Consider the following 12,335-nt stretch of genomic DNA (forward strand, 5'->3'; position numbering starts at 1 on the left):
GATGATGAAAGGTCAGGCGGATGCCTGGCCTTTTTGCGTCGGCTGACAATCACGATTGGCAGCGTTTCCGGCACGCGCCGACGACGCACGTTCTTTCGGTCGGCGCGGATTTGAGGCATGATGCGACGGCTGGCCACATGAGGGCCGGCAGGTCGCCGACCCGCTAAGCGTGGGATGCCACGGATCCGGTCCGTGACGGAAGACGCGGCAGCTCGGCTGCCATCGAGAAAGTAGAACAAGGAAGACACGTTGAGACACCCGAACGACAATGGCTTCAACGAACGCCGGAAGACGGCGATCGAAGCCAAGAAGCAGCTTCTCGCAAAATTTGCTGCAGCTCCCAAGCCGACCGATCCTGAAATGCAGGCACAGCTTGCGGCCCGCGAAGCGACCGCAAAGGCGCGCGAGGCGCGTCGCGCCGAACGTGACGCCCTCAAGAAGGCCGAGAACGACCGGTTGATGGCGGAAGCGGCGGAAGCGGCTGCGGCGGCGGAAGCCAACGAGCGCGCGGAAGCCGAAGCCAAGCAGGCGGAAGTCAACGACCGCGTTGCGCGCGTCGTGGCCGACGAGGCAGCCCGCAAGGCCGAACGCGACCGCCGCTATGCGGCCCGCAAGGCCCGCCAGGGCTGATTTGCCCGACAATCGGTCGATGGCGGTGCCTGTCGCCGCCATCCCGTTGTCTGACAGAATGAACACAAGTGCCGAACACTCTTAAGTCGGCATTGGCAAGGGCAAGGTGCCGCATCTCCTCTGATCGATCGCGGTTATCGGAGCTCGGGCCTCGTCCGACCGACGATCCGGCTGGCTTCCCCGCCGAAGCCCCGACGTTCGGTGCAGCACGTTAGAACGCTGTAGCAAGCGACAGATCCGACGGCGTTTCGCAAGGCCCGCCTGCTCTACCCTTTCCATTGGCGGGCAACCGCTGGCAGACTGCCGTGCCCGTGAGATCGCGAGATCGTGGCCCATAGATGTGGGATGGGCGCATATCCCACTTGAAGGACCAGACATGACCACTCTTACACTGACGCCGACCCAGATCCGGGGATTGAAGCTTGCCAAGGACGGTAATCTCTTCCCGCAGGAGGCCAAGAAGTGGACGCATGAGAACGCCACCATCACCTATGCGAAGACCGACCGTTTCAAGGAACGCCCGCAGAAGATCAAGTTCGTGACGACCACGACGCTCGACGAACTGCGTGGCATGGGCCTTCTCCGCGCTATCGAGGCCGACAGCGCGCCGCTGGAAACCCCGCATGAAATCACGATGGCCGGCAAAATCTGGTTGCTCCAGAACAAGTAACCGGACGTCTCGCCATTTCGTCGCCGCTCGGCTTGTCTCCACTGCGACGTCGATCGCGACATCAGGGCTTGCAGGCACGCGTCGGTCGTTCATATAGGGATGGGGTGCACGGCGCGGCCGTGCATCCGCCCGATGGACTCACGAACACCAGCACCGAAGGCCCGGCCATGATATCGCTCACCTTTGTTCGGACGCGGCTTTGACGGCCTTCGAAGAGACGGACCGCCTGCACCGGATGGGCTGGTCCGACACCTTTTCCGATCAGTTGTCGTCTGACGAGATCGACCTGCGGGTTCTCCGCGTGTCCTCGGTTCATCGCTCGCGCATCGATGTCATCGATGCGGACGGCCCTGCCGATGTCAACCTTGCGCCGAATACGAACACGGCCGATTTCGCCGTTGGAGACTGGGTGCTCTCGTCGCCGCAGACCGGCGATTTCGTGCGGCGGCTGGAGCGCAAGACCGTGCTGCAGCGCCGGACCGAGGGGAGCCACGGACAACAGCTTGCCGCCGCCAATGTCGATACGCTTTTCATCGTCACGTCCTGCAATGCGGATTTCAACCCCGCGCGGCTCGAGCGCTACCTCATCATGGCGAACCAAGCAGGAACCCGACCCGTGATCGTGCTGACGAAGGCCGATACGGTGGAGGATGCCGCGACCTTCGAGATGCAGGCGCGCGCGCTGCAGCGAGAGCTTCCGGTCGTGGTCCTCAATGCCCGCTCGCCGGATGCCCTGGAAAAGCTCTCGCCCTGGTGTGGCCCGGGCGAGACCGTCGCCCTCGTCGGCTCCTCGGGCGTCGGCAAATCGACGCTCGTGAACACGCTGGCCGGTTCCGGGGTCGAGGCCCAGCAGAAAACCGGCGAAATCCGCCAGCACGATGCGAAAGGCCGCCATACCACGACCGCCCGCTCTCTTCATCCGATTGCCGGCGGCGGATGGGTGATCGACACGCCCGGCATCCGGACCCTCTATGTCAGCGACGTGACGGATGGCATCGATACGCTGTTTGCGGAGATCATCGAACTCGCACCGCTATGCCGTTTCCGCGATTGCACCCACCAGCACGAGCCGGGCTGTGCCTTGCAGGCTGCCATTGCCGCGGGCACGCTGGACGCCGGGCGCCTGGAACGCTGGCGCGGGCTCCTTGCCGAAAATCGCGAAAAGACGCCTGTCTCGAGCGGGCCGAAGGGCAACAAGATCTTCCGGAAGAAGAAGTACTGACGCACGGCGGAAACACCCGGGAAGCCCGCCTCGTCAGGCCCTCCTGACCCCGCAACCCATTGCCAAGTCACCGATTTAGGCGCAAGATGATGCCTTCGGCAGCATATGATGCGGGCGCTGCCGCTTCGGGGTGATGACACCCTGGCCCCAAGCTAAGGGGGACATTATGTCTTCCACGTCGACCGCATTCGTTCCGACTGTCACATCCCAGACGGCGCTCTTCCTCGTTAAGGTAACGCCCGCTCTGTCGCTGATCTTCATCACCTACTGCACGCTCATGGGTTTTGTCTGGTAAGCCAGCCGAAGCCCCAATCACTTTCGGAGGACACCATGGCCAAAGGTCAAGTTCGCGGCAACAAGGAAACCCGCAAGCCCAAGAAGGACAAGGCAGCCGCAGCCCCTGCACCGACGCTGGGTTCGCAGGTCAAGGCCGCCACTTCGGGCAAGAAGGGCTGAAACGCTGACGACCGTGCCGGATGCGCCAGGCGCAGCGGCACGGTCACTCGATCTGCGACGGATCACCAACTCGACGCCCGCTGCATGGCGACGCTGCCGGATCTCCTTCCCGCGGAGCGCTGGGACCGCAAGACGGGCCCACTGCGCACCGCACGCCACATCTGTGCTTGACGCCGGAACGACGTGCCACACTCCCCCCTCGACGAAATTTCCGGATGGCCCCTGCTGGCCTCAATCTTTGCGAACAGTGTTCTGAGCGGCCTGTAGATCGCCTCTTCCAAAGCGCCGATGGTCCTCTGCGAGAGGCGAAATTGCCCATGGTTTATGCGGGCGCAGGTCAAATTTTCAGCACGCTGCCAACAGGTTACGCATATTTTTACCGGACGATAAAAATTTTACCTTTTGATAAATTTATCGCTGGTGCCTTCGTTTTTTTCGGTGCAGGTTTGTCGCGGAAACCGAGCCCAGGGGGCCGGATTCAGGCGGACAACGAGAGGATCGCACCTTGGAAATTGGCATCTTCATCCCGATCGGCAACAATGGCTGGCTGCTCTCGGAGAATGCTCCGCAGTACAAGCCCACCTTCGAGCTGAACAAGGAAATCACGCTGAAGGCCGAGAAATACGGTCTCGATTTCGTGCTCTCCATGATCAAGCTGCGCGGCTTCGGCGGCAAGACCGAGTTCTGGGACCACAATCTGGAATCCTTCACGCTGATGGCGGGCCTTGCCGCCGTCACCACCCGCATCAAGCTGTTTGCGACGGCCGCCAGCCTCGTCATGCCGCCGGCCATCGTGGCGCGCATGGCCTCCACCATCGACAGCATTTCCCATGGCCGCTTCGGCCTCAACCTCGTCACGGGCTGGCAGCGTCCGGAATATTCCCAGATGGGACTGTGGCCGGGCGACGCGTATTTTTCGAAGCGGTATGAATATCTGGCGGAATACGCGACCGTCCTGCGCGATCTCTGGGAAACCGGAACGAGCGACCTCAAGGGCGAGTTCTTCCAGATGGAGGATTGCCGCCTGTCTCCCCGCCCCCAGGCGGACATGAAGATCATCTGCGCCGGCTCGTCCACGGCCGGAATGGATTTCTCGGCGCAGTATGCCGATTACAATTTCTGCTTCGGCGTCGGCGTCAACACGCCCAAGGCCTTTGCGCCCGCCGCCGAGCGGTTGATCGCCGCGACGGAAAAGACCGGCCGGGAGGTCTCGTCCTTCGTCCTCTTCATGATCATCGCCGACGAGACCGACGAGGCCGCCCGCGCCAAGTGGGAACACTACAAGGCCGGCGCCGATCAGGAGGCGATCCAGTGGCTCGGCATCCAGGGTGCTGCCGATACGCGCTCCGGCACGGACACCAACGTCCGCCAGATGGCCGATCCGGTCTCGGCCGTGAACATCAACATGGGAACGCTGGTCGGCTCCTTCGAAACGGTCGCCCGCCTTCTCGACGAGGTGCCGACGGTTCCCGGCACGGGCGGCGTGCTGCTCACCTTCGACGACTTCCTCAAGGGCGTCGAGGATTTCGGAACGCGCATCCAGCCGCTGATGACCTGCCGCCAGCATGTGCGCACGATGACCCTGGAGGCCGCACAATGAGCGACACCGTCACCGCCGGCTACCAGTTGCCTCGCCGCCACGTGCAGAGCGTCACCCTGCCGGCGCGGCCAGAGCCGATCAGCCTGAAGCCGAACGAAACGGCCGTGGTGGTCGTGGATATGCAGAACGCCTACTCGACCGAGGGCGGCTATGTCGATCTCGCCGGCTTCGACATCGCCGGCGCCAAGGGCACGATCGCCAACATCAAGAAGACGCTGGATGCGGCCCGTGCGGCCGGCGTGCTCGTCGTCTATTTTCAGAACGGCTGGGACAAGGATTATGTAGAGGCCGGCGGCCCGGGTTCACCGAACTGGCACAAGTCGAATGCGCTGAAGACCATGCGCGCCCGCCCGGAATTGCAGGGGCAGCTCCTCGCCAAGGGCACATGGGATTATGCAATCGTGGACGAGTTGCAGCCCCAGCCGGGCGATATCCTCGTGCCGAAGACGCGCTATAGCGGGTTTTTCAACACCAATATGGACAGCGTGTTGCGCGCGCGCGGCATCCGCAATCTCGTCTTCGTCGGCATCGCCACCAATGTCTGCGTGGAAAGCTCGCTGCGCGATGCCTTCCATCTCGAATATTTCGGGATCATGCTGGAGGATGCGACGCATCATCTCGGCCCGGATTTCATCCAGCAGGCCACGGTCTACAATGTCGAAAAGTTTTTCGGCTGGGTATCGACCGTCAACGATTTCTGCGGCGCGATCTCGCAGGTCGCGCCCGACAAGATCTGAACCCGGAAACCACAAACGCCTCGTTCGTTCAAGGAGACACCATGCCGAAGTCCATCATCGTCCCGGAAGGCACGCACAAGCCGATCGCCCCGTTTTCGCCAGGCACCCTTGCGGATGGCGTCGTCTATGTCTCGGGCACCCTGCCCTTCGACAAGAACAACGACGTCGTCCACATCGGCGACGCCGGCGCGCAAACGCGCCATGTGCTCGAAACCATCAAGTCGGTGATCGAGACCGCCGGCGGCACGATGGACGACGTGACCATGAACCACATCTTCCTCACCGATTGGGCGAACTATCAGGCCGTGAATGCCGTCTATGCCGAATACTTCCCGGGCGACAAGCCGGCCCGGTTCTGCATCCAGTGCGGCCTCGTCAAGCCCGACGCGCTGATCGAGATCGCGACCATCGCCCATATCGGCTGACGGCGCGCTCAGAAAACATGCGACGCGTTTTCGCGGTTCGAGGAAAAGCAGAAACGCTCTGGAAGGGCCAGGACATGCATTTCGAACTCCACGGCCGGACGGATCCGGCCGCCCGCACCCTCCTGCTGTCCTCCGGCCTCGGCGGGTCGGGCACCTATTGGGCGGAGCAGATTCCGGCATTGGCGGGTGATTTCCGCATCGTGACCTATGATCATCGCGGCACGGGGCGAACGGGCGGCGAGGTGCCGGAGACCGGCGGCATTGCGGCGATGGCGGATGACGTGCTGGATCTTCTCGATAGGCTGGAGATCGACCAGGTCGATTTCGTCGGTCACGCGCTGGGCGGACTGATCGGTCTTGATCTCGCACTGCGTCAGCCGGGCCGCGTCGGCCGTCTGGTGCTCATCAATGCCTGGAGCAAGGCCGATCCGCATTCGGGCCGCTGCTTCGACATCCGCATCGAACTTCTGGAAAAATCCGGCGTGCCCGCCTTCGTCAAGGCGCAACCCCTGTTCCTCTACCCAGCGGCGTGGATGGCGGAGCATGCCGACCGGATCGCGGCGGACGAAGCGCATGGCATCGCGCATTTTCAAGGCAAAACGAATGTCCTGCGCCGCATCGCCGCGCTCCGCGCGTTCGACGTCGATGCCAGGCTTTCCGACATCCCCCACGAGACGTTGGTGATCGCGACCAAGGACGATCTTCTCGTTCCCTGGACGCGCTCGCAAAGGCTGGCCGATGGGCTACCGAATGCCGCACTGGATCTCGTCGATCACGGCGGCCATGCCGTCAACGTGGTCGATCCCGGCCTCTTCAATCTTCGGCTGCAGCGGTTTCTCACCGGTTCTAACTACACGAAGGTCAACGCTTCATGAATATTGCCGCTTCCATTCGCACGGATCTTGCGGAGATCACAGACAGCGATGCACGGCGTGCGGCTTTCCGCGGCGCGATGGCGAGGCTTGGCGCCGCGGTCAACATTATCACCACGGATGGCCCGGGCGGACGGACAGGCTTTGCGGCATCCGCCGTCTGCAGCGTCACCGACGACCCGCCGACCCTCCTCGTCTGCCTCAACCGCTCGGCCTCGGTTTACGGCGCCGTAACGTCCAACAAGGTGCTCTGCGTCAACACGCTGACCGCCGGGCATCAGGCGCTGTCGCAGCTCTTCGGCGGAAAGACCCCGGCGGATGAGCGCTTCGCGGCCGCCGACTGGTCTGTCCTCTCAACGGGCGCCCCGGCACTGGACGACGCGCTCGTCTCCTTCGACTGCGTGATCGAAAGCACGGTCGCCCAGGGCACGCACGACGTTTTGTTCTGCCGCGTGGTCTCCACCGCGTCCCGCGCGGAGGGCAAGGCGCTGTTCTACTTCGACCGCGCCTATCACGCGGTGTAAACACCGACCGCCGATACCCCTTGGGGCACCGGCGGTCGGGATGCTTTTGATGTCTAGAAGGCCAATGGAGCGTTTTCGGCCGAAGCGGGATCGCTTCGGTGTCGCACAATGCTTTCACGAGAAAGAGCTAGAGCGATCGGACGCCTACCATTCGGCAACGCTGCCGTCGGAATGACGCCACAGCGGGTTGCGCCAGCGGTGACCTTCGGCGGCGCGGGCGATCACATAGTCCTCGTCCACCTCGATGCCGAGTCCCGGTCCCTGCGGAATGGAAACGAAGCCGTCCTCGTAGTGGAAGACCTCCTTGTTGGAGACGTAGTCGAGGATATCGTTGCCCTTGTTGTAGTGAATGCCCAGGCTCTGTTCCTGGATGAAGGCATTGTAGCTGACGGCATCGACCTGCAGGCAGGCGGCCAGCGCGATGGGTCCGAGCGGGCAATGCGGCGCCAGCGCCACATCATAGGCTTCGGCCATCGCGGCGATCTTGCGGCATTCCGTGATCCCGCCGGCATGCGACAGATCCGGCTGCAGAATATCGACATAGCCGTCGGAGAGCACCTGCTTGAAATCCCAGCGCGAATAGAGCCGCTCTCCGAGCGCAATCGGCGTCGAGCAATGATTGGCGATTTCCTTCAGCGCCTCGCGGTTCTCCGAAAGCACGGGCTCTTCGATGAACATCAGATTGTAGGGCTGCAGCTCCTTCGCCAACACCTTGGCCATCGGCCGGTGCACGCGGCCGTGGAAATCAACGCCGATGCCGATATGCGGACCGATCGCCTCGCGGATGATGGCGATCGTCTCGACGGCACGCTCGACCTTGTCCCAGCTATCGACGATCTGCATTTCCTCGCAGCCGTTCAGCTTGATGGCCTTGAAGCCGCGGGCGACGACCTCACGGGCATTGTTCGCGACATCGCTCGGACGATCGCCGCCGATCCAGGAATAGACCTTGATCTTGTCGCGGACCTGGCCGCCCAGCAGCGAGTGGATCGGCTGGCCGAGCGCCTTGCCCTTGATGTCCCACAGCGCCTGGTCGATGCCGGCAATCGCGCTCATGTGGATCGCGCCGCCGCGGTAGAAGCCGCCGCGATACATCACGTTCCAATGGTCCTCGATCAGGAACGGGTCCTTGCCGATCAGGTAGTCTTCAAGCTCATGGACGGCCGCCTGCACGGTCAGCGCCCGGCCCTCGACCACGGGCTCGCCCCAGCCCGTGATGCCCTCGTCGGTCTCGATCTTGAGGAACATCCACCGCGGCGGCACGATGTAGGTGGTCAGTTTCGTGATTTTCATGAAGGTTGTCTCTAGGTTGGCGTTTGACGGTGACGGGGTCGGTTTCAGGACGAGGGATGGCGCGGATGTTTTCGCAGCGCGGTTGCGAGATCGCGAGCCGCAAGATCCAGCATCTGCAACGACGAGGCCCGAGCGGCGGCTTTGTCCCGCACCCTCAAGGCTTCGATCAAAGCGCGATGGATTTCCACCGCCTCGTCCCTGGCATCGACAGCCTCGTTGGAGGCGTGAAGGGAAAATTCGAGTGCGGCCTGGATGATGCTCGACAGTTGCATGAAGACCTGGTTGTGGCTCGCCTTCATCAGATTGGTGTGAAACGCGACATCGGCCGCCGTAAAGGCTTCGACATCACCCTCGGCCTCTTTCATGCGCTGCCACGCGCTCTCGATGTCCGCGATCTCCTGTACGGTCGCGCGCTCGGCAGCCAATTCCGCGGCATAGGGCTCCGTCGCGCGGCGCGCGTCGAGGATGCTCTGGAGAAGATCGAGATCGAAGATGCGGGGGCCGATCCATTCCAGCACCTGCCGGTCGAGGAGGTTCCAGTCCTCACGCGGGCAGATCTGGGTGCCGATGCGCGAGCGCCCGCGCACCATGCCCTTCGATTCGAGAATCTTGAGCGACTCCCGGATCACCGTGCGGCTGACACCGTAGCGGATACAAAGTTCGCCTTCCGTCGGCAACATGCCGTTGGGTGGAAAGAGATCGTTGCAGATATCGGTGGCCAGAGACCGCGTCACGTTCTTCTGCACGCGCGGACGTTTGACCGCGGCGTCGCTGCTGGGCGTCTCCGTCAGAAATACGACACGATCCCGCGGTCTTCTCATCAACGCCTCCAACTGGGTTCGATCCGATTCCGCCGCACCGCGGCAAGTGTGCTTCGTGACGCGGGGGTCTGCTTTCGCCGATCATCGCGCCTGGCAACGATAACAGCAGATATCCAATCATCATACAAGATGATTTATGAATATGATGATATCGACAGTGTGTCTGCGACGGCCGTCATGCCTGCCAGCCGCAGCTTGCGGGCCAAACGTACGTTAAAACGCATCCGTCGATGGTGACCGAGCCGCCGGCCGCGCGGAAAAGACGTCCCTCTGGACGGACAGCCGTATATATAAGGTATTTCTTAAAGAAACGTGGTGGAATGTCGATGAGGGTAATACACGCCTGGATCGGTACGAAGGCGCCGCGATTGCACATAATCGTCCGGACACCGAGACGGTGCGTCCACGAACGGCTCGTTTATGATGATTTTACGGGATGATAATAACTTCAGATAGAAATGCGCGATACATGCAAGGAAAAGGGGCTCGGCAGTTAACGGGCCATTAGACAATTAAGCGCAAACTTACGGTTGACCGAGGGGGCTTGGTTGAACGGCAACTTTGAGGTTGGGGATGTTGAACATGTCACGTGTTTTGCGTGACGCCGCAGCGCCTGCTGCGGTCAGACCCGCCATTGGCGCGGGCCGCGCGTTTCGAGACATTGCTTGGCATATCCCGACTGACCGACCGCGACGGTCTCTGCAGATCACTCAGGGACGGCGGTCGTCCATGGGGTTTCATTCTTCGAACGGCAGCAACTGAAATCGGCGACGGTCTGCGGCGCGCGGGAGCTTCGCGTCGACAGAGTGACGAACCTTTGAGAAACGAGTGGGGCACATGTTTGGATTGAACCAGGCCGCGGGACAGGGATCCGATATCTCGGATGCGCTCTCCAAATCTCAGGCGATCATCGAATTCGACCTCGAGGGGAACATCCTGCGGGCGAACGAGAATTTCTGCCGGGCGCTTGGCTATACGATGGGGGAGATCGTCGGCCAGCATCATCGTCTCTTCTGCGATCCCCAGACGGCGGCCTCCCCCGAATACGGGGCATTCTGGAAGCGGCTGGGCAGCGGCACCTTCGACGCCGGAGCCTACAAGCGCATCGGCAAAGGCGGTCGCGAGATCTGGATCCAGGCGACCTACAATCCCGTGATGAAGAACGGAAAGCCTTACAAGGTGGTAAAATTCGCCGCCGACATCACCGCGGCGAAGGAAAAGGCCATCGAGGATGCCGGCAAGCTCGATGCCATCTCGCGCTCTCAAGCCGTCATCGAATTCCACCCAACCGGCGAGATCATCACGGCGAACGAGAATTTCTGCAAGACGCTCGGCTACGCGCTGAGCGAGATCGCCGGACGGCATCACAGCATGTTCTGCCGAAAAGATCATGTCACCACGCCGGAATATAAGAGCTTCTGGACCAGGCTGGCCGACGGAGAATTCATCGCGAACGAATTCGTGCGCATCGGCAAGGGTGGCAAGGAAATCTGGATTCAAGCCGCCTACAATCCGATTCTGGATTCCCGCGGCAAGGTCTGCAAGGTCGTCAAGTTCGCGACCGACGTGACCGAGCGCATGAGCGCCATCGCCGAGATCGGCAGCGCGATGAAGGCGATGTCCGACGGCGACCTGACCCACACGCTCGACAGGTCGTTCGTCCCCTCGATGGAGGACCTCCGCCATCACTTCAATGCGACGATGGCGCAGTTGCGCAGCACGATGGAGAATATCGGCATCAGCGTCGCTGCCATCGCAGACGGATCGAACGAGATCAGCCAGAACGCCGGGAGCCTGTCGCGCCGCACCGAACAGAATGCGGCAAGCCTCGAGGAGACGGCCGCAGCACTCGAAGAGATCACCACCACCGTCAACGACACGAGCGCCCGGGCGCAGGAAGCCGGCAGCCTCGTCAACCAGACGCGCAGCGGCGCCGAGCGTTCCGGTGCCGTGGTCGAGCGCGCCGTCTCCGCCATGGCCGAAATCGCCTCTTCGTCGCAATCGATCACGAGCATCATCGGCGTCATCGACGAGATCGCGTTCCAGACGAACCTGCTGGCGCTCAACGCCGGCATCGAAGCCGCACGTGCCGGCGAGGCGGGCCGAGGGTTTGCCGTCGTGGCGCAGGAGGTTCGCGAACTGGCGCAACGTTCGGCGCAGGCAGCCAAGGAGATCGGCGCCCTGATTGCCGCTTCGAACGGCATCGTGCGCAACGGCGTCGATCTGGTCGGCCAGACCGGGCGGGCGCTGGAGGACATCGTCAGCAAGGTCGGCCTGATCGACGTCAATATTACAGCGATCGTCCAGGCGGGTCGGGAGCAGGCGGTCGGCCTTCGCGAGATCAACATCGCGGTCAACGCCATGGACCAGGCGACGCAGCAGAATGCCGCCATGGCGGAAGAGAGCACGGCTGCGAGCGTGGAACTGGCGGCGCAGACGACGGCGCTTCGCCAGCTTCTCGCAGTCTTCACCTACAGCGAGCCGCGACTGCGCCGCGTCGCCTGAACGGCCGGGCATCACGCCCCGCAGGGACCCCGCCGGCGCAATGGCGGTTGTGGCGCGAACAGAGGATCGCGCCATGCCAACCAGACAGAACACCGATCCACCGCTCGACCGACCGAAACAGATCGCCGAAAATGTCTGGATCGTCGACAGCGGCCCGATGATGGCCATGGGCATTCTTCCCCTGCCGGTGCGGATGACGATCGTGCGATCGGCAGACGGTGGGCTCCGGGTGCATTCGGCGACCCGGTTTTTTGCCGTGCTTCTCCGGCAACGGGAAGAGCTCGGACCGATCCGCCATTTCGTCACACGAACAGTGCACGTTGGACCTTTCTTGGGGAATGGCAGGCCCATGTCCCCGGCGCCACGACCTGGGACGGTGACATCGAACGGATCGTCGTCGATGGCGGCGGCTTCTATGAAATGTGCTTCTTCCACTGCCCGTACGCGGCGCTTCTCTCGCGCATGAAAAAGCCGGGCTGCGAACAGCCCGGCTCAGACTGCTGACAAACCCGTCGATTTTTTCGGCGGGTTTTTGTCGTTTCTGGGGTGCGCGCGCAGGTGGTGTTTTTTCGGTGCGTTT

General features: G+C 62.4%; 14 protein-coding genes. 12 read left to right on the forward strand and 2 right to left on the reverse strand.

Annotated features, from left to right (window positions below; translation table 11 throughout):
- The first annotated feature begins 249 nt into the window (after positions 1-249).
- The 10 genes from C8J36_RS18820 to C8J36_RS18855 all read left to right on the forward strand — a co-directional run bounded on the left by C8J36_RS18820 (position 250) and on the right by C8J36_RS18855 (position 7,136).
- Positions 250-630, forward strand: a complete 381-nt coding sequence (locus C8J36_RS18820) for a DUF6481 family protein (protein ID WP_062596981.1) — start codon at positions 250-252, stop codon at positions 628-630.
- Between the two features lie 376 nt (positions 631-1,006).
- Entirely contained in the window at positions 1,007-1,300 is a 294-nt protein-coding gene (locus tag C8J36_RS18825) for a hypothetical protein (RefSeq protein WP_062596980.1), read from the forward strand.
- A 172-nt stretch (positions 1,301-1,472) separates the two neighbouring features.
- A complete protein-coding gene (gene rsgA / locus C8J36_RS18830) occupies positions 1,473-2,522 on the forward strand; it encodes a ribosome small subunit-dependent GTPase A (RefSeq protein WP_132536912.1) in 1,050 nt (349 codons plus the stop codon).
- A gap of 166 nt (positions 2,523-2,688) precedes the next feature.
- Positions 2,689-2,817 carry a hypothetical protein gene (locus tag C8J36_RS25635; protein ID WP_277995981.1) on the forward strand — a complete coding sequence of 43 codons (129 nt, stop codon included), beginning with the start codon at positions 2,689-2,691 and terminating at the stop codon, positions 2,815-2,817.
- A gap of 35 nt (positions 2,818-2,852) precedes the next feature.
- Positions 2,853-2,978 carry a hypothetical protein gene (locus C8J36_RS25640; RefSeq protein WP_277995980.1) on the forward strand — a complete coding sequence of 42 codons (126 nt, stop codon included), beginning with the start codon at positions 2,853-2,855 and terminating at the stop codon, positions 2,976-2,978.
- Positions 2,979-3,483: 505 nt separating this feature from the next.
- Positions 3,484-4,578 carry a pyrimidine utilization protein A gene (rutA, locus tag C8J36_RS18835; protein WP_132536913.1) on the forward strand — a complete coding sequence of 365 codons (1,095 nt, stop codon included), beginning with the start codon at positions 3,484-3,486 and terminating at the stop codon, positions 4,576-4,578.
- Positions 4,575-5,315, forward strand: coding sequence for a pyrimidine utilization protein B (gene rutB / locus C8J36_RS18840; protein ID WP_062596977.1), 741 nt, complete (start codon positions 4,575-4,577; stop codon positions 5,313-5,315). The genes rutA and rutB overlap by 4 nt, the downstream gene beginning before the upstream one ends.
- A gap of 41 nt (positions 5,316-5,356) precedes the next feature.
- On the forward strand, positions 5,357-5,740 hold the full coding sequence (gene rutC, locus C8J36_RS18845; RefSeq protein WP_132536914.1) for a pyrimidine utilization protein C: 384 nt from the start codon (positions 5,357-5,359) through the stop codon (positions 5,738-5,740).
- 74 nt (positions 5,741-5,814) lie between these two features.
- On the forward strand, positions 5,815-6,615 hold the full coding sequence (gene rutD / locus C8J36_RS18850; protein WP_132536915.1) for a pyrimidine utilization protein D: 801 nt from the start codon (positions 5,815-5,817) through the stop codon (positions 6,613-6,615).
- Positions 6,616-6,692: 77 nt separating this feature from the next.
- The gene (locus tag C8J36_RS18855) at positions 6,693-7,136 is read left to right on the forward strand and encodes a flavin reductase (RefSeq protein ID WP_245506638.1); all 444 of its coding nucleotides are present in this window, start codon (positions 6,693-6,695) and stop codon (positions 7,134-7,136) included.
- Positions 7,137-7,280: 144 nt separating this feature from the next.
- Here the strand turns inward: C8J36_RS18855 and dgoD are convergent, their stop codons facing one another.
- A complete protein-coding gene (dgoD, locus tag C8J36_RS18860) occupies positions 7,281-8,429 on the reverse strand; it encodes a galactonate dehydratase (RefSeq protein WP_132536917.1) in 1,149 nt (382 codons plus the stop codon).
- Between the two features lie 44 nt (positions 8,430-8,473).
- Positions 8,474-9,250 (reverse strand): FadR/GntR family transcriptional regulator, encoded by a 777-nt coding sequence (locus C8J36_RS18865; protein WP_132536918.1) that lies wholly within the window; start codon positions 9,248-9,250, stop codon positions 8,474-8,476.
- Positions 9,251-10,087: 837 nt separating this feature from the next.
- On the opposite strand from C8J36_RS18865, the gene C8J36_RS18870 reads away from it, so the two are divergent.
- Together C8J36_RS18870 and C8J36_RS18875 are read left to right on the forward strand one after the other, a co-directional pair.
- Positions 10,088-11,755, forward strand: a complete 1,668-nt coding sequence (locus tag C8J36_RS18870) for a methyl-accepting chemotaxis protein (RefSeq protein WP_132536919.1) — start codon at positions 10,088-10,090, stop codon at positions 11,753-11,755.
- Positions 11,756-11,828: 73 nt separating this feature from the next.
- Positions 11,829-12,221: a hypothetical protein gene (locus C8J36_RS18875; RefSeq protein ID WP_132536920.1), complete on the forward strand. Its 393-nt coding sequence runs from the start codon at positions 11,829-11,831 to the stop codon at positions 12,219-12,221.
- The last annotated feature ends 114 nt before the right edge of the window (positions 12,222-12,335 follow it).

It is taken from the genome of Rhizobium sp. PP-F2F-G48 (assembly GCF_004342335.1).
Taxonomy (GTDB): domain Bacteria; phylum Pseudomonadota; class Alphaproteobacteria; order Rhizobiales; family Rhizobiaceae; genus Ferranicluibacter.